The 21801-nt window shown below is 64.0% G+C and carries 19 protein-coding genes; 4 read left to right on the forward strand and 15 right to left on the reverse strand.

What is annotated here, in order from left to right; translation table 11 throughout:
- Positions 1-52 precede the first annotated feature (52 nt).
- The 3 genes from QFZ57_RS15825 to QFZ57_RS15835 all read right to left on the reverse strand — a co-directional run bounded on the left by QFZ57_RS15825 (position 53) and on the right by QFZ57_RS15835 (position 1014).
- Positions 53-268 (reverse strand): hypothetical protein, encoded by a 216-nt coding sequence (locus QFZ57_RS15825; RefSeq protein ID WP_306900893.1) that lies wholly within the window; start codon positions 266-268, stop codon positions 53-55.
- A 17-nt stretch (positions 269-285) separates the two neighbouring features.
- Positions 286-411 (reverse strand): hypothetical protein, encoded by a 126-nt coding sequence (locus tag QFZ57_RS15830; protein ID WP_306900894.1) that lies wholly within the window; start codon positions 409-411, stop codon positions 286-288.
- Between the two features lie 417 nt (positions 412-828).
- On the reverse strand, positions 829-1014 hold the full coding sequence (locus tag QFZ57_RS15835) for a dienelactone hydrolase family protein (protein ID WP_306900895.1): 186 nt from the start codon (positions 1012-1014) through the stop codon (positions 829-831).
- Positions 1015-1489: 475 nt separating this feature from the next.
- Between QFZ57_RS15835 and QFZ57_RS15840 the strand changes: the two genes are divergently transcribed.
- Positions 1490-2464 carry an alpha/beta fold hydrolase gene (locus tag QFZ57_RS15840; protein WP_306900896.1) on the forward strand — a complete coding sequence of 325 codons (975 nt, stop codon included), beginning with the start codon at positions 1490-1492 and terminating at the stop codon, positions 2462-2464.
- Positions 2465-3381: 917 nt separating this feature from the next.
- On the opposite strand, the gene QFZ57_RS15845 is transcribed toward QFZ57_RS15840, so the two are convergent.
- Both QFZ57_RS15845 and QFZ57_RS15850 read right to left on the reverse strand, forming a co-directional pair.
- Entirely contained in the window at positions 3382-4026 is a 645-nt protein-coding gene (locus QFZ57_RS15845) for a response regulator (protein WP_306631281.1), read from the reverse strand.
- On the reverse strand, positions 4020-5264 hold the full coding sequence (locus tag QFZ57_RS15850) for a sensor histidine kinase (protein ID WP_306900897.1): 1245 nt from the start codon (positions 5262-5264) through the stop codon (positions 4020-4022). The genes QFZ57_RS15845 and QFZ57_RS15850 overlap by 7 nt, the downstream gene beginning before the upstream one ends.
- A 1584-nt stretch (positions 5265-6848) precedes the next feature.
- On the opposite strand from QFZ57_RS15850, the gene QFZ57_RS15855 reads away from it, so the two are divergent.
- The 3 genes from QFZ57_RS15855 to QFZ57_RS15865 all read left to right on the forward strand — a co-directional run bounded on the left by QFZ57_RS15855 (position 6849) and on the right by QFZ57_RS15865 (position 12480).
- Entirely contained in the window at positions 6849-8903 is a 2055-nt protein-coding gene (locus tag QFZ57_RS15855) for a chromosome segregation ATPase (RefSeq protein ID WP_306900898.1), read from the forward strand.
- 645 nt (positions 8904-9548) lie between these two features.
- A complete protein-coding gene (locus QFZ57_RS15860; protein ID WP_306900899.1) occupies positions 9549-11726 on the forward strand; it encodes an amylo-alpha-1,6-glucosidase in 2178 nt (725 codons plus the stop codon).
- A gap of 373 nt (positions 11727-12099) precedes the next feature.
- A complete protein-coding gene (locus QFZ57_RS15865; RefSeq protein ID WP_306900900.1) occupies positions 12100-12480 on the forward strand; it encodes a hypothetical protein in 381 nt (126 codons plus the stop codon).
- Between the two features lie 148 nt (positions 12481-12628).
- On the opposite strand, the gene QFZ57_RS15870 is transcribed toward QFZ57_RS15865, so the two are convergent.
- From QFZ57_RS15870 to QFZ57_RS15915, 10 genes are all read right to left on the reverse strand, one after another.
- Positions 12629-13195, reverse strand: a complete 567-nt coding sequence (locus QFZ57_RS15870; RefSeq protein WP_306900901.1) for a gluconokinase — start codon at positions 13193-13195, stop codon at positions 12629-12631.
- Positions 13192-14274, reverse strand: coding sequence for an L-idonate 5-dehydrogenase (locus QFZ57_RS15875; protein WP_306900902.1), 1083 nt, complete (start codon positions 14272-14274; stop codon positions 13192-13194). The genes QFZ57_RS15870 and QFZ57_RS15875 overlap by 4 nt, the downstream gene beginning before the upstream one ends.
- On the reverse strand, positions 14274-15044 hold the full coding sequence (locus tag QFZ57_RS15880) for an SDR family oxidoreductase (RefSeq protein WP_306900903.1): 771 nt from the start codon (positions 15042-15044) through the stop codon (positions 14274-14276). The genes QFZ57_RS15875 and QFZ57_RS15880 overlap by 1 nt, the downstream gene beginning before the upstream one ends.
- Positions 15041-15982, reverse strand: coding sequence for a 2-hydroxyacid dehydrogenase (locus QFZ57_RS15885; RefSeq protein WP_306900904.1), 942 nt, complete (start codon positions 15980-15982; stop codon positions 15041-15043). Before QFZ57_RS15885 ends, QFZ57_RS15880 begins: the two co-directional genes overlap by 4 nt.
- 50 nt (positions 15983-16032) lie before the next feature.
- Positions 16033-16794: an SDR family oxidoreductase gene (locus QFZ57_RS15890; RefSeq protein ID WP_306900905.1), complete on the reverse strand. Its 762-nt coding sequence runs from the start codon at positions 16792-16794 to the stop codon at positions 16033-16035.
- A gap of 66 nt (positions 16795-16860) precedes the next feature.
- Complete coding sequence (locus QFZ57_RS15895) at positions 16861-18240, reverse strand: MFS transporter (protein WP_373461257.1); 1380 nt, start codon at positions 18238-18240, stop codon at positions 16861-16863.
- Positions 18241-18244: 4 nt separating this feature from the next.
- Positions 18245-19258, reverse strand: coding sequence for a biotin-dependent carboxyltransferase family protein (locus QFZ57_RS15900; RefSeq protein ID WP_306631292.1), 1014 nt, complete (start codon positions 19256-19258; stop codon positions 18245-18247).
- The gene (locus QFZ57_RS15905; protein WP_306631293.1) at positions 19255-19968 is read right to left on the reverse strand and encodes a 5-oxoprolinase subunit B family protein; all 714 of its coding nucleotides are present in this window, start codon (positions 19966-19968) and stop codon (positions 19255-19257) included. The genes QFZ57_RS15900 and QFZ57_RS15905 overlap by 4 nt, the downstream gene beginning before the upstream one ends.
- A 1-nt stretch (position 19969) precedes the next feature.
- Positions 19970-20755 (reverse strand): LamB/YcsF family protein, encoded by a 786-nt coding sequence (locus tag QFZ57_RS15910; protein ID WP_306900906.1) that lies wholly within the window; start codon positions 20753-20755, stop codon positions 19970-19972.
- Positions 20756-20988: 233 nt separating this feature from the next.
- Positions 20989-21801, reverse strand: coding sequence for an ABC transporter permease (locus QFZ57_RS15915; RefSeq protein ID WP_306631295.1), 813 nt, complete (start codon positions 21799-21801; stop codon positions 20989-20991).

Here is a 21801-nt window from a genome sequence, read left to right on the forward strand (position 1 = left end):
GAAGACCCGGGGCGGACACGGAACGCCACCCCTTCTCCGGCCGGTTCCGGGATCACTTCACCGGGGAGAAGGCTTGGAAGAACATCGGGAACGTGCCGACGAGTCCGAGTCCGAGCCCGATCAGAACAAGCGATGCAGTCACTACTCTTCGTCCCTCGACTTCCCTCTTCCGTAAGGCCAAGTGGAGAGCCACCCAGCACAGCAGCCATACGACGACGGTCAGAGTCGTCTTCCCAGACAACGGCCCGACGGGGCCGTAGAAGGTCACGGCGTCATGACTCTCTCCTAAATGGCAGACGCGGTCTTATTGATGAACGCACCCAACGCTCCAGCGATGATTGCGAAAAGGAACGCCATGGCGAATAGCGCGATGACCGTCTTTCGTATCCCGGCGCGGGTGAATGCGATCATGGCTGCAGTGCGCAGCTTCTTCCGGCACGCGGCCGCGGTGGGTCAGCTGGACCCGGCAGGTGCTGGGAGTGGTCTATGACTCCTTCGACAGCTATGCAGTGAACGAGCCGGAACGGGGTGCTCATCGTAACCTGACCGGCAACCTGAGGGGAACCTCGAACTCGGTCAGGAGGCGGCCCAGACGTCGGCCGGCGGGACCGCCTAATGGTGAGTTGTCTGAGCCACCGAAGCTCCCGACGATCGGGCAGGCGTCCGGCAGCCACTCCTCCGCGTCGGACGGACGCCTGCCGTGATTCACGCTGGCACTGGCGAACGGTTCGCGGCCAACGCCATCGCATACCCCCGCCCATGCAGAACCCGATGACTCCGATGGCTCCCGTGCATTCACTGTGGTCTCGCAGCCAGCGCCGGGCCGTTTCAAATGTCGTCGAAGGACCGGCCCCGGCGTTGGCCCAGGTCGCGCATGATGGTGCGAAGACAGCCGAGACGGCTCCCCCAGTAGTAGAGGTCGGGGGCCACGGCCAAGAAGCCCTCGCTCGCCAACCAATCGGCCTGGGCGCGAAGGTCGTGGCTCATCCCGGTGAAATCGTGAATCACTACCACGCCCGGCCACGGGGGTGGGACGGCTGGAACGGAGCAGGAGACCGGCATCATTCCTCGCTCGGTCCCGATCTCCAGATTCCCGCTCGACTCCATAGGCCATTGTCGACCCACCTGGCAGCGCGTCGCCCGCAGCCCCGACTGCTCATCGGCCGATCGGGCGGATCCGCACCGGCTGGCGGCGGAAGGACGCACCATCGGGTACCGGTCAGCATGGCCTGACAACGATCCCGCATCCTGTGCCAGAATCTCGCGCCCGTCGGCGAAATGTTGAATGGCCAGGTACTTCGGCCCTACCGGCAAGAAGACCGGCGGCGTTGACTGAAGGCAACGGCGCGACGAACGCACTGGCCATGTCCAGGCGGGGCCCGGTGATCCATGACGTCACTGTAGAGCCCATGGTCGTCGCGAGGAGGAGGACCAAGCGATGACCAGGTCCCTATCACCCTGGAGAACCGCCAGGGGCGAAGCCAGGTACATGGCGGCCTACGAGAAGACCATGCGACTTTGGCCTATCCCCTACGATCCAATCGACGTCAGCGGCACCTACGGCCGCACGCACGTGAACGTGAGCGGGCCTTCCGGCGCTCCGCCCCTCCTGCTCGTGCACGCCTCCTTCTGCAGCTCGGCCATGTGGGCGCCGAACGTCGCCGACTTGAGCGAGCACCACCGCGTGTATGCCGTCGATGTCATCGATCAGGGCGGCAAGAGTGTTCCGGCCCAGCCGATGAAGAACAGACAGGGCTGCGCGGCGTGGATGAGCGAGGTGCTCGACGCTCTCGACCTCCCCACGGTCACGCTCGTCGGCATGTCTTACGGATGCTGGCTGTCCCTGAACTTCGCAATCCTCAACCCAGACCGTGTCGATCGGCTGGTACTGATCTCGCCCGGCGACACATTCGTGCCCACCCGTCCGCAGTTCTACCTGCGCGGCCTGCCTTCGATGACGCTGCCGTTCCTGCCCGAGCGCCTGCTGCGTCGGCTGTTCATGGACTGGCTGACCTACTCGGACAACCTCCGCGATCCTCGGACGCGAGGGATGTTCGACCTCGTGGACGACCAGATGCACCAGCTCTTCCGCTCATGGCGGATCAAGCACACCCTTGACGTGGCGATGCAGGGCCGGCCGAAGGCGTTCCCTGACGACGAGCTGCAGGCGATGCAGAGACCAACCCTCCTGATGATCGGGGAGGAAGAGGTTGTCGTCGATCCCAGGGCGTCGATGGAACGGGCCAAGCGGCTAATCCCCAACTTCACCGGCGAGCTCGTCCCACGGGCAGGTCACGACCTACCGGTCTCGCGCCACGATCTGGTCGACCGGCGCATCGTGGAGTTCTTGGGAACACCGCTCAAGTATCGTCCCGGACAACCGCGCGTCCCTCTACCGACTGCCGGAGCGGATGATCGTGCCTCCTCAAGTCGGGGAGGCCAGGAACACCGGCGATTGTGTTAGTTGGGGCGTTCGCCTACTACGAGGCCCGCGACCGCGCCCCGGTCGAACCGTGAGCACAAGTTCCGGGCGTGGAGCACGCGACCCGATGACCCGCCAGGGCGCCCAACAAATCGCCAAAGCCAGTGGGTGCCCAGGACGAGGCTGGAGGGGCTGAGCGACCTGGTCTCCGGATGTGCCCTCGGTGCGCATCCGGTGACCAGGTCGCGTCATTCTGGGCTAGTGCAGCGGGGCTTCGCGTCGCCTGCATCAAATCGTTCCGCAAGCCGAACCCTCTACGGGACGTCATTGGCGTCGCCGCCGATCAGCCAGGCGAGTCCGCGTCGCGCTATCAAACGCGCCGACGACACAATTCAGTCCCTTAGCGGACCACACCAGGGGTGATATTTAGCGAAGGGAAAAGTCCGCCATTTATCTCTGCGATTCACACCCCCGAACACTCGGTGTCTGCTGTCTCATCTATGGATCCTTTATCCAGACCGGAGGCTGCACACATCGACATCTGAGGTCCAGGAACGGATAAGTCACCTCCGCGGGATGCCCGCTCTCCTCGGCGCGCTCGGCGGCCTAGTCACCTCGATCATGCGCGGCATTGATGACGGCACCGCGACGTCCGGGTTGGTAATAGTCAGGTGCAGGTCTTTGTCTGGGCTGGCAGCGGCGGTGTTTTTACCCCGGCGCGGGGTCAGCTCGGCCGCGCTGAACCGTTCTTCGAAAACTGCGTTGGGCGTCACGATCACTGCGCCATCCCTGCAGACCTCGAGCGGACGACATCTCCGCCCCAACCCAACGTGGACGTCAGTTGATCTGGTCAGTTGATTCGGGCGTCGGTCTCTACGTCACCCACTCCACATTCGGTTCGTATATACCAGCAGTGTCGAGGGGCGTGATGCCCCAATTGGATGAGGCACACTCTTCTGCTACTCCCTCAACATACGGAAGGCGCTCTCCCGGTCCTTGACCCGGAGTTTTCGCAGGACCGCTGAGACGTGTACCCGGACCGTGGTTGGAGAGACGAAAAGCTTATTTGCGACGTCCTCGGTGGACAGCCCTGTAGCGAGAAGCTCCATGACCTCCCACTCCCGCGCACTCAGCTTCGCCACCGCCGCCGGCTTCCAGTTCAAAACTCTTCGCGCGGGCGCTTTGAACTCTTGAAGGATGCGGGTCACGAGTGCAGGAGACATGGCCGCCTCGCCGGCGAGAACCCCCCGCAGAACGTCGGTCAGTGTTAGCGGGTCCGTAGTCTTGAGTAAGTAGCCGGTGGCCCCGGCACGTAGGGAATCGAAGAGATCCTCATCGTCTGCGGATTGAGTCAGCATCACAACAGCTGTTTCCGGTAGCGTCCTGCTGATCTCCTGGGCGGCGGAGATCCCGTTACCGGGCATGTTGATGTCAAGCAGGACTACGTCGGGACGGTGCTTCAGGGCGAGCTCGACCGCTTCTGCGGCAGTCGCGCCTTCTCCGCACACTTCCCAGCCGCCCACTTCAAGCGCCTGGCGGACCTTCGCCCTGATGCGAGCGTGATCATCAGCCATCACTACGCGTAAGCGCTGCTGCTCTACCATGTCACCGTAACCACGCTTCCTTCTCCCGGGCGGGACGTAATGTCAAGGTATCCGGGCAAATTTCGAGCCCTTTCCCGCATACTGACCAACCCGTAGCCAGCGTTGGCGCCTGTGGCGCCGCCAACGTCAAAACCTTCGCCGTCGTCTTCTACAACCAGTTGCCTCCGGTCACCTTCCTTACCCAATCGCACGGACAGGTGTTGGGCGTGACCGTGGCGCGCCGCGTTTGCCACTGCCTCGCGGATGATACGCAGCAACGTGTGCTGCTGGTCCGCACTGGCTTCGATGGAATCATCGACTTGGATGTCCAGGCGCACCCGGTACCTCTGCGCCAACTCCCGCATTGTCCGGCGCAATACCAAGCCCAGGGGCTCGTCCCCGCCATGGCCAAGGGCGTGGACGGCCGCACGGGCTTCGTCCAGGGATCGATCGCAGGCGGCGAGAATCCGGCTCCTGGCCGGAAAATTAGGAGGCAGGGAGTGTCCTTCCATTCGGAGCAGGGCGAGCTCCTGGATGACGCCATCATGCAGCTCGCGGGAGAGCCGCCTCCGGTCCTCGAGAACGGCTACATGAGCATATGCGTCCCAGTACTGCTTGATTTCCCGGCTGGCTCCGAACAGCAACAAGACGAAGAACCCGGTCCGCAGCAGATCTCCGGTGTAGAACCAATCTGTGTACAGCGAGGGGAACAGTGCGTAATTAACACGGGCGAAGGCTGCAACGGCACAAGCGGGGCCAAGCCAGTACAGTAGCGAGTCATCACGATTTGCCGCACGCCTCGTAAAAGCGATAGACGCCACGAAAAAACATAGAGCTGCCATGCCTTGGGCAGCAAGAAACAGAGGATGAACGGCAAACAACAAAGGTTGCGACGCAGTGTTTATCGAGGGGTCAACGGCGACGGGCAGTTGGGCCCTAGCTGCCCAAAGGACTAACGACATCAGGATGACAAGAGCTACAGGTATGGTCACCGTCCGCAGCCCCGATTTCGACGGTGACTCCCGGTTCAGGCTTACCAGTGCCGCGGCCGCAATGAGGGCTGCACCGATAAACCGAAGCGCAAGTGGAAGCCACACGCTAAGGCTTCCGTCGCGATCCCCAGTCAATGATCCCGTTAGCCATGACATGCCAGTTCCTGCAGCCATCAGAAGCACCAGGCCTTGAGCGAGCAGCAAGTCATGAAGCCTTCTGCGCCGTATGAAACGGCCGGCAAGCAAATATGCCACCAACAAGGCCACGCACGCGTCAACGGAGTCTAGTACCAAGTGAAGAGTTGGGCTGCGGTACCCAAACAACACGTGAGGGCTCCACACCACAAAGCCGGTCACCACGAACCCGAGGACCCACCCAACCAGTGTCAGCCGCAGGGCGAGTCGGAGCCTTTCCCCACCAAGACGATCCTCAACCGACATCAGTCCCCTTACCCAGCACCCATGCGAAGATCCCGTCTTCGGAGTCACTTCGACACCAGTTTCAGCGGCCAGTGCATCACTGTGCTGCCTCAGGCGTAGTCTTCGACCGCCAATTTCCACACACTAATGCCGCAACCGTCGAAAAAACCGGGTACCAATTACCTGATTCCTAAAAGCGCTCTACCTACAGGAACAGGCCTTACCGGAGAGTGAAGGAGTCAGGGTATTGATTCAAGCCCGTCTATTTTTGATAGTTATTGTTCGGCGCTTGTCTTTAGCTGAATTTGTAGAGCGGCGTGAATATCTCCTACCGGAGCACCCTGAGGCAACGGCCCCATAATGCTCATCCGCTGCACTTTCTTAGCCCGACAACCAACAGCGGTAAGGCCGGTGATGGCCTTTTGGTAGGCCTTTGAGAAGAGACAGAGACGGTGGACAGCTTTCCGTTGGTGGCGCTACCGGCGGTAGCGTCATACCGCAAGGCTGTGCTGCCCGCCGCAAGCGTCTCTATGTCCTCTAAGGGGCAGTTGGTGAGCACGCCGTCTTGGCCATTGAGAATGACATCTGGTCGGTAAGGTCGGTCGATCCTGCCCACATCTCAAGCCTGCGCCCGGATGGTAAATCCACAGCCAGACCCACGCGGCGGCGACCGTGGCCGTCACCACGGGCTGGTAGTACACGGTGCGGAAGAAACCCAGCCAGCGGATCTTCTGGTTCACGCCCTGCGCGATGAGTCCTGGACCAGTTCTGGTCGACGTAGAGGACGTCGGGGGTTCCCGCACGTCGGCCACCCCCGGGCCGGCTTTGGGCCAGATCCGCTGCCGCAGCGCCAGCTCGGTGTTCAGGGCGGAGGGCGCCTCAAGGAAGAGCATGTAGCCGCGGTCGCGCGGGAGTAATCGTCCATGATCATGGTGAGCCACGGGCGCACGGGTAACAGGTTCGCGTACAACAAGACGGGGCACAACGTGTCTGCTCTCCATAGGGAGCAAGTACTCAACTCGGTGAGGCCGACCTTTCTGCACGCCGTTTGAGGCGAGCACTGCAGCAGGCGGGCCCCCAGCGTGAACGGTGACGTACTTCCGGGCGCTCCATGCTGTCGGGCCGGTCCTGTCCACCTCTGGGATTGCAGACTTACTGTCTACTCCTGACCGCAATCAGCGTTTAGGCATTTGAACGCGGGTAAACGGTTTTCCTGTCCCGTTCCGCCGTAGCCTTGATTCATCAGGGCGGGCCCGCTGCCACGCTAAGGGGCTGGAACCCAGATTGCTGACACACCTGCAGGAATGCTTCCGCCACTGCTGATCCGCTTGAACGGCAGGGTTATTCGCGTTCAATGAAAACCGTTGCGCGGACTCTCCAATCTTCTACTCCAAAACAGCATGCCCCAACGGGCCTGAACTAAGGAACACCATGAGCAAGGAATCTTCGGCTCGCGTCGCGACCGGACCCACCGCAAAATCACCAGGGGTGACTGTGCGCGCCACTAGTGCGAAATCCGTCCTTGTCCGCCGCGTTTCAAGCGCTGTCATCATACCGGGATTCCTGACCAGCATGCTGGTTCTCGCGCCGCAGGCGTCGGCCGAGACCGCCCCTGTATCGGGCATCTGCAACGGTGTGACGAACCAGCTCGCGTACCGCGGGAACGCGCAGCCGAACCTGCTCAAGGCCGCGGCGCGTCAGAACATGGAGCAGATCGCGACGCTGACCGCCGAGCGGGCCGCGCTGGTCACCACGCAGAACACCCTGACGACGCAGATCACCGAAGCGGAGAAGGAGATCGCCTCGCTGGACGCGCAGTACGCCACGTTCGTCGGTCAGATCGACACGGTGACGATGTCGCTGACCAAGCTCGAGGCCGACAAGGCCACGCTGACCGCCGCGATCGCCGCAGCGAACACCGAGCTGACCACGCTCCAGGGCCAGAACACGGCGCTGCTGAACCAGATCGCACCGCTACAGACGCAGCTCACCGCCGCGCAGACCGAGCTCGCCGGCCTCAACACGAAGAAGACCCAGGCCCTCGCCGACAAGGCGACTAAGGAGGCCGACCTGGCCGCCGCGACGACCCGCCTGCAGACCCTGGCCGGCGCTGCGACGGCGGCGCAGACCATGGTCAACAACCAGGTGACCGCGATCGAGAAGGCCACGCAGGAGCTGGCCGGTCTCGTCGCTCAGGGTGACGCGGCGCAGGCGCTGGTGGACGCGGCGGAGAAGAACCTGGCGGACGCCCGTGCGGCGCTGCCGGCGCTCGAGGCGACCGCCAAGGCTGCTGACACGAACGCCGCCGCCGCGACCTCCGCCGTGGTCAAGGCAGAGGAAAACCTGCGCTTGGCCGAGCAGAGCGTTACGACCCTCACCCAGCAGATCGGTACCATCGAGGCCAGGCTCCCTGCGCTGCAGACCGAAATCGCGGGTTTGCAGGGTGACATCACCACCAAGAGCGCCGAGATCGCCGCCAAGGAGAAGGAGATCGCCGCCGCGAACGCGACGCCGGTCGCCGACGCCGCCGCGCTCAAGACGCAGCTCGCCGCCTTGGAGGCCGAGCTCGCTGCAATCAAGGGCAACGCGGACAAGAAGAAGCAGGAGCTGAACGCTTCGATCACCGCCAAGAAGGCGGAGATCGCTGCCGCGGAGCAGCAGGCGGCGACCAAGACCGCGTTGATCACCGCCCTGAACGGGGACCTGACCAAGCTGCAGGGTCAGCTGGCGACGCTGAACTCCCAGCTGTCGGCCAAGCAGCAGGAGAGCAGCAACCTCCAGCAGCAGCTCCCGGGCCTGCAAACCAGCCTCGCCGGCGCCAACGGGCAGGTCACCTCCGCCACCGAGACGCTGGCCGACGCCAAGGCCGCGCAGACCGCCGCGAACACCGCCCTGACCAACGCCAACGCCGCGGTCACGGCCAAGAAGGCCGAGATCGCCGCTCTGGAGGCTGCCCTGCCCGGGCTGACCGGGGACTTGACCGCCGCCAAGGCGGAGATCACCACCAAGCAGGGTGAACTGAAGGCGCTCGAGGAGGCCCTGCCGGGTCTGCAGACCACCCTCACGGCCGCCAACACCGCGGTGACCAACGAGACCGCCGAGGTCACCCGGCTCGACGGCGAGGTGGCCAAGCTGGTCACGACGCTGGGCACGCTGAACACCTCGATCACCGCTGCCGAGAACGCAATCCTGTCCCTGCAGAACCAGCTCACCCCGCTGCAGACCTCGCTGAACACGCTCAATAAGGCGATCAGCGACAAAGAGGCGGCCCTGACCACCGCCAAGGCCGACCTGAACACTCTCGACGCAAAGATCGTCACCGAGTCCGCAACCCTACGGACCCTGGAAAGCGCCAAGAAGGTCAACCGCGACGCCGTCGCCGCCCAGAAGCTCGTCGTCGCCGGCCTGCAGGCCCAGTACAAGGCGGTCCTGGACCGCATCGCCGTCATCGACGGGACGATCGCGCTCGGCGGGTGCCTCGCCTGATTGACCGCAACGCCCAGAAGCGCCCCAGGAGCCCACTCTCCTGGGGCGCTTCGCTGTCTGCCTGCGATGCAGCACGGACCGGGCGCACTAACGCTCCACGAGCTCTTGCAGGACCTGCCCGAGGAACCGCAGCGCCAGCCCTGGCCCCTCCTTGCGGCTAATAGCGCGTTTGTTCCCCTCGGCGACCTCTCACCGGCCGCAGGGCACGCCGTCCTTGGCTGCCAGGTCCGGCGATCGTGGTGGGTAGCGGTGGCGAAGAAGACGTGGGGCAGGGCCAGGACCCGGCGTCCCATCCATCGGTCCCCCACGCGCCCATGACTTTCCATGGGCTGCCGGGGGTGTCGAGCCAGTCGTACCCGTTCCCGGTGCGGTCATCCTAGGGCAGGACAACTGGCATCGCACAGCTGCCGATTGTCAGCTTCACCGAAGGCCGGTTATCGGCGTTTCAAACCGGGCGGGAGCTTGGCCTAATGCAGGGAGTAGCCGAGTGCATCGGGCTGTAAGTGAGGCTTCTGTTGAGGTGTCGCCTGGGGGCTAGCTTGGGAAAGCAAGAAAGCGTAGCGTCGTTTGGTGAATCAGTGGAGCTGGCGGCCGCAGGACTAACGGGGGACAGCATGCCCCCGCTCGTTTCTTTAGGAGGTCGCGGTGGTCGGATGGAATGCTGATACGGCAGCTGGGCCGCTGGGGGCCGGGACGGTCACTTTGGTTGAGGGGTCCTCCTTTTGCATTTCTTTACCTAACGGGGATATTCATGCCGATCGTCCGCATGGGCTTTTCGTGCGGGATGCCCGCATCCTCTCAGGCTGGAGCTTTACCTGTAACGGTCAGCCCCTTGAAGCGTTGACGGCGGAAATGAAGGAGCCGTACCGGGCGCTGTTTGTCGGTCGGGTTCCCAAATCCGACGGCTACGCTGACAGCCCGCTGATTGTTGAGCGAGTGCGCGAAGTGGGGGCAGGAATCCAGGAACAGGTTCTTGTCCGCAACTACTCCACGAAGCCGGTCGAATGCAGGATCGCCCTGAAGGTCGAGGCGGACTTCGCGGACCTTTTCGAGGTTAAGGAGGCAAGGGTTCAGCGCCGCTGGGACGAAACCCGCGAAGCCGACGGGGGCGCGCTGATAATCCGGGCCCGCTGGCAGGACGTCTTAAGAAGCATGATTGTCCAGGCACCGGGTGCAGACATAACGCAGGACGCCGTGATGTTCCGGGTGTCTGTTCCGGCGCACGGGCAATGGAGCACTGTCCTGACGGTGGTGCCCGGCACAGAGGAGGCCGGTTCGGCGTCTTTTGTCCATCCTGACGGGGAGGGATTGTCCCCGCGGGACCTGAGGCGGCGGGAGTGGGTGGCGAAGATCCCGGTGCTGCAGATGGGCAACCGCTCGATCGAACGTATCCTTCGCCGCAGTTATGACGACCTGGGCGCACTTCGGATCGAGGACCCGGACCATCCGGAGCGTGTCGTCGTGGCTGCAGGCGCCCCGTGGTTCATGACACTGTTCGGCAGGGACTCACTGTGGGCTTCAGTGATGGCTATGCCAGTGGATCCATCCCTGGCCTTGGGCACGCTCCAGACCTTGGCCGACCGCCAAGGAACCGTAGTGGACCCGGTGTCCGAGGAGGAACCGGGCAAGATCCTCCACGAGGTCCGGCTCGACGTCACCAGCGAGTTGTCACTGGGTGGCAAGACAAACTACTACGGCAGCATCGACGCCACACCCCTGTTCCTGATGGTGCTCGGAGCAGTCAGCCGGTGGGGATTCGCCGCAGATACCATCGCGGCCCTGCTGCCACACGCGGACCGCGCGCTGGACTGGATCCTTAATTACGGGGACAGGGACGGCGATGGCTTCGTCGAGTACCAGCGCCTCAACAACCAGGGACTGGTCAACCAGGGCTGGAAGGATTCATGGGACGGTATCAACTTCGCCGACGGCACGTTGGCCGAGCCGCCGATCGCACTTTGTGAGGTGCAGGCTTATGTCTACGTCGCCTACCTTTCACGGGCGTGGCTGGCGTACGACGCTGGAGACATCACCTTTGGGAATGAACTTGCCGATCGGGCGGCGCGGCTGAAGAAGCAGTTCAACGAGCAATTTTGGATCCCTGAGCGCGGGTATTACGCCATCGCCCTCGATGGCAAGAAGCGGCAGGTGGATGCATGTGCCTCCAACATGGGGCACTGCCTACTCCAAGGCCTCATTGACGAGGACAAGGCTCCACAGGTAGCTGAACGACTGATGTCGCCGGAAATGTTCAGCGGTTGGGGCGTACGCACGCTGGCCAGCGACATGGGCGCCTACAACCCAGCGAGCTACCACAACGGATCGGTCTGGCCCCATGACAACGCGATAGTGGCAGCCGGGCTCCTCCGCTATGGCTTCGTGGCCGAGGCGCAACGGATCACCACCGGCATTCTGGACGCGGCCGAGTACTCCGACGGCCGACTGCCGGAACTGTTCTGCGGATTCAGCAGGGACCAGCTCGCCGCCCCCGTCCCCTATCCGACGGCTTGTTCCCCTCAGGCCTGGGCAGCCGCCGCGCCGATCCAGCTTGTAACGAGCCTGATGCGGTATGACCCAGTTATTTCCGTCGGTGGGGTATGGATGGATCCAGTTCTTCCAACGTCCTATGGAGACCTGCATATCAGCAACGCTCCTTTGGGCAGCGGCCGCATCGCCATCGACATCACAGACTGCATCCCTACCGTCAAGGGACTGCCGGACGGGATCGCGTTCCACCGGGGGCAACGTCCGTGGATGTCTGAACTGGTCGAGCAGGCCGACCTCCGCCGGAAGCACATCGCCAAGCCAACCGGCAGCCCGTAGCTGGGGCTTCCAGATCAAAAAGAAAGCCTATAAACCCCTACTCCTCCCTGTAGATGCGGCAATGTCCCTACAGTCATTTAACCGGGTCTACCCGATGCGATGGCTCTTTGGTGCCCTCTCGCGATGAAGAGCGAATGTGAAATGTGGGGGTAACCTCTGTTGGTGGACACCTGAAGTGGCGGGATTGTTGGATCTGCGACTCTGCCAGCCCAGGATTTCGCGGGGTCGGCGAAGCTCGCAGTGCCCTAATCTGCCCTTATCGACACCCTTGTGAGTGTAGCCCTGCAACAGGCCAGTACTCCCTCTATTACCAGCGGCCCCTCACTCCTACACTGGCCTTGAGCTCGGCTGTTGCAGGATGAAGGAGGAGGCCATGGCGGTAATCGAGCAGGTGCGGGAAGGAATGAAAGTAGTAGCTTCGAATGGGAAGAAGCTCGGCAAGGTCGAGGCGCTAAAAATGGGTGACCCGGAGGCAGTTACTGCGGAAGGTCAGACCGACCCCGAAACAGGCGGCCTCGCCAACACCGGAATTGAGGCCTTTGCTTCGACTTCAAAATTGCCCCACCACGTTGCAGAGAGGTTGCTGCTGACCGGCTATGTGAAAGTCGACAGGTCCGGTCTGTTGGCCGGCCACGCGTACATCGCGTCGGATCAGTTGGACCGGGTCGAGGGCGACACGCTATGGCTCAAAGAGGGCCAAACCGTGGACAGGCAATTCGAACTTAAGGCTCCTCCACCCATCGTTTTGGAGTAGGCGACGGCCAAGGTGCTTTTCACCCTAAACGTCGAAGTGCACTTTCTCTACGTCCTTTCGCTAAAGACACCGGGACGAAAACGTGTTCGTGAGTTCTGGCAGAGCATCTCGTTGTCCGCGACTTAGGTATTTGTTCTTCCTGCACACCTCAGGCTCGTACAGGTCCGGCTATGTCGGTATTGACACGGACCTGTTCACCCCCACCCTGCAACTCATGGGCCACCCTCTCAACGAGGAGTTCCGGGGGCTGCGTGATGTCGGCGAGGACGTGCGCCTCGTCGGCTTCCAGCGGCTCCAGGGCGGCGAACTGGGATTCCAGCAGGGTGCGCGGCATGAATTCGTGGGCGCGGGCGTCCATCCTGGCCCCGATTGTTGCGGCGGCACCGGCGAGGTGGATGAAGACCAGGTCCGGCGCGTAGCTGCGCAGGAGGTCCCGGTATCGGCGCTTTAACGCAGAACAGGCGACGATCGGCGGGACTGTCGCGCCGCCGTCGATCTTTCCTGCCAGCAACTCCCCCAGCCGGCCGAGCCACGGCTCCCGGTCGGCATCGGTCAGCGGGATTCCTGCGGCCATCTTTTCCTTATTGGCCGGAGGGTGGAAGTCGTCGCCGTCGTAGAAGGGGACGCCGAGCCGCTGTCCCAGGTGGGCGCCAATGGTTGATTTTCCGCAGCCGGATACTCCCATGACCACCAGCGGAGGCAGGTTCGCGCTCATTGCGCGGGTCCGGGTTCGCCGAAGCTGAGGAGCACCTTGCCGGAGGTGGTGGAGTCTTTGGCCACTTCGAAGGCGTGCAGGGCTTCTGCGAGCGGGTATTCGTGGGTGATGACGGGGTCGATGCGCAGGGAGCCGTCCGCGAGGGCGCTGATCACTTCATCGATTTCGTCGTTGAAGCGGAAGGAGCCTTTGAGGTCAAGTTCGCGCGTGATGGCCAGGGAGATGGGCACCGGCTGCAGGCCTGTGGGCAGCAGCCCGACCATCACCACGGTCCCGCCGCGCGCCGCGCCCTGGATGGCGGATGCGAGGCCGTGGTGGTTGCCTGAGGATTCGATCACGACGTCGGCCTCCACGGCGGCGATCGCTGCGGCGTCGGCGGCATTGATCACCTCGTCCGCGCCGACGGCGGTGGCGATGTCCAGCGGTTTGGGGTGCAGGTCGACGGCGGTGATCCGGGCGGCGCCCGCGCGTTTAAGGACCGCGACGGCCAGGGCGCCGATGGGCCCGGAGCCGATCACCAGGGCGGTCTTCCCACGGACATCGCCGGCCCGGGACACGGCGTGCCAGGCCACCGAGGCGGGCTCGATCAGGGCAGCGGTACGCAGGTCCATCCCCTCGGGCAGGGCCCGCAGCATCCGTGTGGGCAGGTTCACGTACCGGCTGAACGCACCATCGGTGTGCGGATAACGGGCCGCGCTGCCCAGATACGTGCACCCCGGGGACAGGTTGGGCCGGTCCGCCGGAAACCTCGCCGCACCCGGACCCGGGGTTGCCGGGTGGACCGCGACGGCGGTCCCGGCCTGCGGTCCGGACCCGTCGGCGGCGGCACGCACCACTACCCCGGAGATCTCATGGCCCAGGACCAGCGGCGCCTTCAGGATGGACTCCCCCGCCGCTCCGTGCAGCCAGTAATGCAGGTCCGACCCGCAGATCCCCCCGTACATCACCTCGACCACCGCTTCATCCGGTGCCGGCCGGGCCAACGGCACCTCATCAACACGAAGGTCCCCTGCGGCATGCGCCACCAGAGCCGGGCCGGACGCCGGGAGTTCCGCCACGCTAAGGGATGTTGCTGCCATCAGACCACCACCGTCATTCCGCCATCAATAAAGATGGTCTGTCCGTTCACGAAGTCCGACCCGTCCGAGGCCAGCCACACCACCGGCCCCGCCAAATCCTGCACCGTGCCCCACCGGTGCGCGGGCGTCCTGCCCAGGATCCAGGAATTGAACTCCCCATCATCCACCAGGTTCTGCGTCATCTCCGTATGGATATAGCCCGGCGCAACCGCATTGATCTGCAGCCCGGACCCTGCCCACTCCGCCGTCATCGCCCGGGTCAGGTTCCGCAGCCCGCCCTTCGCCGCGACATACGGTGCAATCGTGGGCCGGGCCAGGTCCGCCTGCACCGAGCAGATGTTGATGATCTTGCCCCGCCCCCGGCCAATCATGTGCCGGGCAGCTTCCCGGCCCACCAGGAAAGCACTCGTCAGATCCGTGGCGAGCACCCGCTCCCAGTCCGCCACATCCAACTCCAGCATCGGCACCCGGTGCTGGATCCCGGCATTGTTCACCAGGATCTCCAGCGGACCCACGTTTTCTTCGATCCACTGGATACTCCGGGCGGCGGCGTCGTCATCCGTGACGTCGAAGGCGATGCTGTGCACCCGGCCCGGCGGAAAGTCCCGTGCCAGCGCACTTGCGGCCGCCTTGAGCCGTTCCGGGTTGACTCCGTTCAGCACCACCGTGGCACCGGCATCGGCCAGCGCCCGCGCCAGGGAGGAGCCGATGCCCCGGCTGGAGCCGGTCACCAGGGCAACCCTGCCCGACAGATCAAAGAGCGCGCTCATGCGAACGGCCCCTGCTGGACGAGGTTGGCCGGGGTTTCACCGGCCGCGAGGGCTTCAAGCTGGCGCTTCAGGAGCTTCAGGATCCGTGGTTCAAAGGCTGACGCGTTGCCGCCCACGTGCGGTGTGATGAGCGCGTTCTCCGCTGACCACAGCGGATGGCCGGCAGGCAGCGGTTCGGGATCGACGACGTCGATGGCGCACTGCAGGCGGCCGGACACGACTTCCCGGGTCAGTGCGTCCGTGTCCACCACGGCGCCGCGGCCCACGTTCACCACCAGCGCGCCGTCCGGCAGGGCGGCCAGGACTTCGTGGCCCACGAGGTGGTGGGTGTCATCAGTCAAGGGCAGGACGGAGACCAGGATGTCATGACCGGCGGCAAGGGCCGCCAGCTCTTCCGGTCCGTGGACCTGTCCTTCTTCATCGGTGCGCGCTTTGCTTCCCACTCGGGTGATGGTGACCTCGAAGGGCTCAAGGCGGCGGGCAAGTTCCTTGCCGATCCCGCCGATTCCCAACAACAGAATCTTCCGGTCGGCCAGCGACTGGCGGCGCTGCGGCTTCCAGCTTTCGGTCTGCTGGTCTTTTACGGCCTGGTCGATCCCACGCAACTTGGCGAGGATGAGGCCGACGGCCAACTCGGCAGTGGCAGCGGCGTGGACGCCCGAGGCGGTGGCAACTCCGGCGGCCGGACCTGCGGCCTCGCAGACGCCGTCGTAGCCTGTTGACTGGGTCTGCACGAACTTTAGGTTGGGTACGTGCGCAAGCGAGCCCAGGACAGCGGAAGCGTCAATGTAGGGCAAGATGACGGCGTCGATCCCGTCCTTGTCCTCTGCCGGCGCTTCCTTCATGTCCCAGACCACCCCCTGGAGGCTGCCCGGAAGCGGGGACAGGTTGGCCAGGAGCTGGGAATCCGGGAAACTGACGCTGTGCACGTGCTGCATCGGTGAAGCCTATCGGTTGGTGGTGAAAGGGGTTGGCTGCAAGCCGCTGGTCAGGCGGCCTGCCCGCGCCGGTTGAACGTCAGACCGCCCGGAACCTGGAAAGTAGGCATGAGCTCGAGCATGCCGACGTTCACGTGGCGTGGGGTATCGATCGCGTAGTCCAGGGCGTTGACGATGTCGTCCGTGGTCAGGGACTCGTAGCCCTCATAGTAGGTTTCCCAGGCCTCAAGCATGGCCTCGGGACTGCCGCCCATGTTCCGGCCGAAGATCTCCGTTTCCACCCGCCCCGGGCAGATTTCCGTGACGCGGATCCGTTTGCCCACGGTATCGTTCCGGAGCTGCCGGGAGACCTGGTGCACCGCGGCCTTGGTGGCGTGGTAAACAGTGTGGCCATAGAAGTTGTACAGGCCGGCAATCGAGCTGATGTTGACCACATGGCCCAGGTCGCGCTCCACCATGCCGGGCAGGACCAGCCGGGTCAGCTGCAGCAGCCCGCGGAGGTTGACGTCCACGAGTTCGTCGATGTCCTGCTCGGATGAATCAAGGATGTTGCCCGGCCGGGAGACGCCGGCGCAGTTGACCAGGACGTCGATCTCCAGGTCCTGGACCGCGGCGGTCAGGGCTGTCGTGTCGGTCAAGTCGACGACGTGGGGAACTGCGCCCGTCTTGTCCGCCAGCTCTTTGAGCCGTTCCTCGTTGCGGGCTACTGCATGGACGGTAAGGCCCCTCTTGGTGAGGCGTTCGGCGATGGCGGCGCCCATCCCTGTGGAAGCGCCTGTCACGAGGGCAGTTGAATAGTCTGAAAATGGCATGAAAGTCTCCTGTGAAGGTGGGCGAAGGTACCCGGTTTGGAAGCGGTGGGGCCTTGTGGCCGTTTTTTATGCGTCGCGAAGGGGCAGGTGGGCGCGGTCCTTGACGCGGCTTACCGCTGCAAGGGTGCCGAGGGCGGTAATGACCGCGTAGAAAGCCGGCATGTAGATGTTGCCCGTTTCGGAGATGAGCCAGGTCATCAGCAATGGGGCCGTTCCGCCAAAGAGGGCCGAGGAGATGTTGTAGCCCAGGCCGTAGGCGGAGTAGCGGACGCGGGTGGGAAACAGCTCAACAATCAGGATATGGATGACGGCGGTATGGCCGGCGAAGACGACGGCCATGATGGACGCGCCGAGTATGGCCAGGCCCATGTTGCCGGTGGCAATCAGCGCGTAGGACGGAACGCCGAGGACGGCCATGGCGATTGCGGAGCCGGCGATGACCTTCTTGCGGCCGATACGGTCAGAAAGAGCCCCCATGAACGGGATGGCAAAGCAGATAACCACCAGGCTGCATGCCGTCACCAGCAGGGCTTCGCCGATGGTGAAGTTGAGCTGCTTGCCCTTGAGGAACGTGGGCATGTAGGAGAACAGGACGTAGTAGCCGGAGCCGTTCATGAGCGGGATGAAGAGCGCCAGGAGCATGGCGCGCCGGTGCTCAGCGGACTGGAAGGCCTCTTTGAGGGGGTTCTTGGAGAGACCGCCCTCTTCCTTGAGCTTCTGGAAGTTGGGGGTGTCGCTGATGGCCTTGCGGATGTACCAGCCGATGATGCCCATGGGGATGGCAACCAGGAACGGGATTCGCCAGGCGAAGGACCCAAAGCCACCGCCCTCAATGGCTGCCTGCGTGAGCCACGGGGACATCGAGTAGGCCACGAGGGTGCCGGTGAGCAGTGCTGCGAAGGATGCAATCTGTGCGTAGGACGTGATGACGCCGCGCTTGCCTTCGGGGGCGTGTTCGGCCAGGAAGGTCATGGCACCGGCAGCTTCACCGCCCACGGAGAAGCCCTGCAGGAGCCGGAGGAGGACCAGCAGTACCGGCGCAGCGATGCCGATCGCGGCGTAGTCCGGGAGCAGTCCGATACCGGCCGTGGCAGCGCTGATCAACATAATCACGAAGACCAGCAGCTTTTGCCGGCCGATGATGTCCCCGAGGTAGCCGCAGACCACCGCACCCAGGGGCCGCACGAAGAACGAGACGGCATATCCGGCAAAAACGAAAAGCAAGGCGTTGTCCGGGTTGCCCGGGGCCAGGAAGACAAGGGCCAGGGTACCTGCCATGAAGGCGAAGATGCCATTGTCGTAGAGTTCCACGAAGATCCCGACGCAGCCGGCCGTTACTACTTTCCGGGCTTGTCGCGCATCGAGGCGGTCATGCTGTTGCGGACTGGCCGCACGCGTTGGTGTTGTCACTTTGGGTTCCTTAAGGGTTTCTGGCACGCCGCGCATGCGCTTAGATTCCTGCAGCGGCGGGGAGTTCCCGCCAGCCGGCGCTCGTTCCGATGCCGAGGAGGCTAAAGACCGTGTTGACTCGGGTTCGGAGCCTTTCCAGCTCCATGCACGCTGCCCGATGCGTGGCGGTGGCTTCTGCAACAGTCGTCCTGCAGAAGTTGATGGTATGCCCGGGCCGGGCCTGCCCGAGCAGGTCCAGGGAACGGGTGGTGGCCACAGCGAGCACCGGGTAGCCGGCCGTCACACCGCGCCCCCGGAGCAGCAGGAGCAGTTCGTCCCGGGACGGTATTTCGATGGCGCCTACGGGGACGCCGCGCGAAAGTACTTCCGCCGTCGTCTGCCGCTCCGGCAAGGCGCCGCCAAGGCGGAGCCCGATGTGGTTGCTTCTGGGGCTGACCGTGTATGTGCTCGTGAACAGCAGTTCTGCGGTGCTGCCGAACTCTTCCACGTCAGGGCCGTCGGTCACCTCTATGACTTGGTGGGTGCTGAAGTCCGGCGCGGCGAAGCCCAGCCGGAACAGCGGCAGGCCAAAGTGGGGCTGGGTGATGGGAGCGGTGGTCTTCTGCGTCGCGATCTCGCTGCCCTCCACGAGCTTCAGGCCGAAGCCCACTACCGTGTCGGGCGCACAACTGCCGAGCAGGGTGGGAACGTCAAAGGACCCGTGGACTGCAATGTAGGCGCGCAGTCCTGTCCGGATTCGACGGATAGCCACTGTTTCTCCTGCCCGGACGGAGACCGGTTCCCACTGCGGGCATTCCCTGCCACCCACGGTAAGGTCCAGGGGGGCGCCGGTGACGGCGATCAGCAGGTCCGTCACCGCCCGCATGCGGAAGTCCAGTGCCGTGATTTCCAGGAGTGGATCATTGTCCAGGTTGCCGGCCAGGATGTTCGCGGCCTTGGCCGAAAACTGGTCCAGCGCACCGTTCACGGGAAGCCCGAACGCAGGCCCTTTGGTTCGTCCCAGGTCGGTGACCACGCAGTGGCCGGGCTGCAGGATGACGAGTGAACCGGTCATGGCCGTGCCTCCAGGAACTGCCCGGCAAAACGGGTGAAGTCCTCCTCAGGGATCTGGTGGAAGCGCAGCTCGTCACCGGGAACGTAGGGAACCAGCGGTTCGCGGGATGCGTCCAGAACGGTCAGGGGTGTCTGGCCGATGACGCACCATCCGCCCGGTGCAACGGCGGGGGCAATCACGGCTTGGCGTCCGGCGACGGACACGGCCCCGGCGGGAACTGAAAGCCGCGGATCCTTGAGCCTGGGCACCGGGAGCGGGAAATCCGGACCGTCCATCATGGGCGAGCCGGCGGGCGCACCCAGGCAACGGATGATGTAGGTCTTTTCGGTGTGCCGGGCGATGACGTCTGCCACCTCCAGGCCCTGGTGCTCCGCCACGCGTTCCAGGTCGGGTCCGCAATCACCGCCGTATACCACCGGCACGTCGAATCGTCGCGGCCGCCGCAGCGCGGTTCCGGCATATTCCAGCTGCCTCATGCCCAGCTGGACGAAGGCCCGGACCTGCCTGGCGGATGTCACGTAGGGATCGAATTCGACCAGGACGGAGTCGTAGGTCGGGACGGCGCCGTAAATGCCTTCGACGGCTGCTGTCCGCAGCCAGGCTGCGAGCGAGTGGACCGCTGTCCAATTGGCTTCCACATCCGATGAGGTGGCGACGGCCCGAAGGGCCGCGTCACCGGCTTCAAAGATTTCGAGGGTAGGAGCTGACATCTCAGGAGACTTTCTGGCTCGTCGGCAGCACCTTGGCCAGCGGCGCGATGGCCACTCCGGCCGCCACGAGCTCGGTCTTGATCAGCCGGGCGAGTTCAACTGCCCCCGGGTTGTCGCCGTGCAGCAGCACGGTATCTGCCTTGATCGGCAAATCACGGCCGGATACTGCCTGGATCAGGCCTTCGCGCACCATGCGAACGGTCCGCTCAACGATGACGTCGGGGTCGTGGATAACGGCGCCGGGCTTGGTGCGCGGTACCAGCGTCCCGTCGTCCTCGTAGGCGCGGTCTGCGATTCCCACGATGGCCACGCGGAGCCCGCGTTCGGCAGCGGCGTCGGCCAGCTCTCCGTCCTGGGCCAGCACGATGAGGTCCGGATCGACGCGCAGGGCTGCGTCCGCCACCGCGTCCGCGTAGTCCGGCCGGGTCGCGACGAGGTTGCCCAGACGGCCGTGCGGCGCCAGGTGCGCCACGGAGCCACCATGATAGGCGGCGAAGGCCTTCAGGGCACCAAGCTGGTAGATGACGTCGTTGCGGACCTCGTCTGCGGTGAGATCCATGGTGCGCCGGCCAAAACCGCGCAGGTCCGGGAAGCTGGGGTGGGCACCGATGCCCACTCCCCTGCTGACGCACGCCGCCACGGTCGCATTCATGATGTCGGGGTCTCCGGCGTGGAACCCGCAGGCGATGTTGGCACTGGAAACGATGTCCAGCAGCGCGTTGTCGTCACCGATTGAGTAGGCACCAAAGCCCTCACCGAGATCCGCTACGAGATCAACTGTTGGCATTCTGGGCCTTCCTCTGCTGGTTGCTGTTGTTGCCCGTTGCACCGTGTTGGTGCGGACCGGACGGAGTGAGCTGGTGGTCCCTGCTGAACGCCCTGGCGGGCACTCCGGGGGACATAAAAAGTCTGTCACCGAGAGCTGAGCCACACAAAGACGTAATCGGTGTCACGGGATAGGGCCCGGTTATGACCCCGGGCCCTATCCTCAGCTGGTGTTGGGCTGCCTGGCGCGGCTTGTCAGAGCGCTTTTCGCAGACCCATGACACGTTCGACAACGACCACCACTGCGAGGGAGATCAGGATCAGGATCACGGAGAGTGCGGCGACCGCCGCATCCGCGGAGTTCTCGACGTAGCGCAACACCTGAACGGGCAGCGTGGGCAACCCTGACTCCGCAACGAAGAGGGAGATGACCGCTTCATCGAAGGAGACAATGAAGGCGATGACCCCGCCGGCAATGACGCCCGGCTGGATGATCGGCAGGGTCACTCGACGGAAGACGGTCCAGGAGTTCGCTCCCAGGATGCGGGCCGCTGCCTCACAGGAAGTGTCCGTGGTGGTCAGGCTCATCAGGGTGGTCCTGATGACGAACGGGATGGTGATGGCAACGTGGCCGATGATGATGCCGGCGTATGTGTTGGTCAGCTTCAGTGGCCCGAACAGCAGGACCATGCCGAGGGCCAGGACAATGCTGGGGATCAGCAGGGGTGAGAGGAAGAACGACTGGACGGCGGCTTTCGCCTTGAACTGGTACCGGTCCAGGGCCAGTGCGGCCGGTACGCCCAGGGCCAGGACAACGATCGTCACCACGACGGCGACGATCACGCTGACCCGCATGCCGTTCATGAAGGTGCTTTCCTCCGGCAGCATCCCGTACCACTTCAGGGTGAAGCCTTCCGGAGGGAAGGACAGGTACTGGTTGGAGGCAAAGGAGACCACGAACACGATCAGCAGCGGGGCCAGCAGGAACAGGTAGAGCAGGAATACCAGGAGGCCGAATGCGGGTTTCGCTGCATTGAAGCGCGGCTTGAACAAGGGTGCTTCGCTCAT

Source organism: Arthrobacter sp. B1I2 (assembly GCF_030816485.1).
In the GTDB taxonomy this organism is placed as follows: domain Bacteria; phylum Actinomycetota; class Actinomycetes; order Actinomycetales; family Micrococcaceae; genus Arthrobacter.

Bases quoted from the DNA above. Each gene is read 5' to 3' on its own strand.
- QFZ57_RS15890 (WP_306900905.1), bottom strand. From the start codon at position 16,794: ATGCCATTTTCAGACTATTCAACTGCCCTCGTGACAGGCGCTTCCACA.
- QFZ57_RS15895 (WP_373461257.1), bottom strand. From the start codon at position 18,240: ATGCGCGGCGTGCCAGAAACCCTTAAGGAACCCAAAGTGACAACACCA.
- QFZ57_RS15905 (WP_306631293.1), bottom strand. From the start codon at position 19,968: ATGTCAGCTCCTACCCTCGAAATCTTTGAAGCCGGTGACGCGGCCCTT.
- QFZ57_RS15900 (WP_306631292.1), bottom strand. From the start codon at position 19,258: ATGACCGGTTCACTCGTCATCCTGCAGCCCGGCCACTGCGTGGTCACC.
- QFZ57_RS15880 (WP_306900903.1), bottom strand. From the start codon at position 15,044: ATGAGCGCGCTCTTTGATCTGTCGGGCAGGGTTGCCCTGGTGACCGGC.
- QFZ57_RS15875 (WP_306900902.1), bottom strand. From the start codon at position 14,274: ATGGCAGCAACATCCCTTAGCGTGGCGGAACTCCCGGCGTCCGGCCCG.
- QFZ57_RS15870 (WP_306900901.1), bottom strand. From the start codon at position 13,195: ATGAGCGCGAACCTGCCTCCGCTGGTGGTCATGGGAGTATCCGGCTGC.
- QFZ57_RS15915 (WP_306631295.1), bottom strand. From the start codon at position 21,801: ATGAGCGAAGCACCCTTGTTCAAGCCGCGCTTCAATGCAGCGAAACCC.
- QFZ57_RS15910 (WP_306900906.1), bottom strand. From the start codon at position 20,755: ATGCCAACAGTTGATCTCGTAGCGGATCTCGGTGAGGGCTTTGGTGCC.
- QFZ57_RS15840 (WP_306900896.1), top strand. From the start codon at position 1,490: ATGGCGGCCTACGAGAAGACCATGCGACTTTGGCCTATCCCCTACGAT.
- QFZ57_RS15830 (WP_306900894.1), bottom strand. From the start codon at position 411: ATGATCGCATTCACCCGCGCCGGGATACGAAAGACGGTCATCGCGCTA.
- QFZ57_RS15855 (WP_306900898.1), top strand. From the start codon at position 6,849: ATGAGCAAGGAATCTTCGGCTCGCGTCGCGACCGGACCCACCGCAAAA.
- QFZ57_RS15845 (WP_306631281.1), bottom strand. From the start codon at position 4,026: ATGGTAGAGCAGCAGCGCTTACGCGTAGTGATGGCTGATGATCACGCT.
- QFZ57_RS15865 (WP_306900900.1), top strand. From the start codon at position 12,100: ATGGCGGTAATCGAGCAGGTGCGGGAAGGAATGAAAGTAGTAGCTTCG.
- QFZ57_RS15885 (WP_306900904.1), bottom strand. From the start codon at position 15,982: ATGCAGCACGTGCACAGCGTCAGTTTCCCGGATTCCCAGCTCCTGGCC.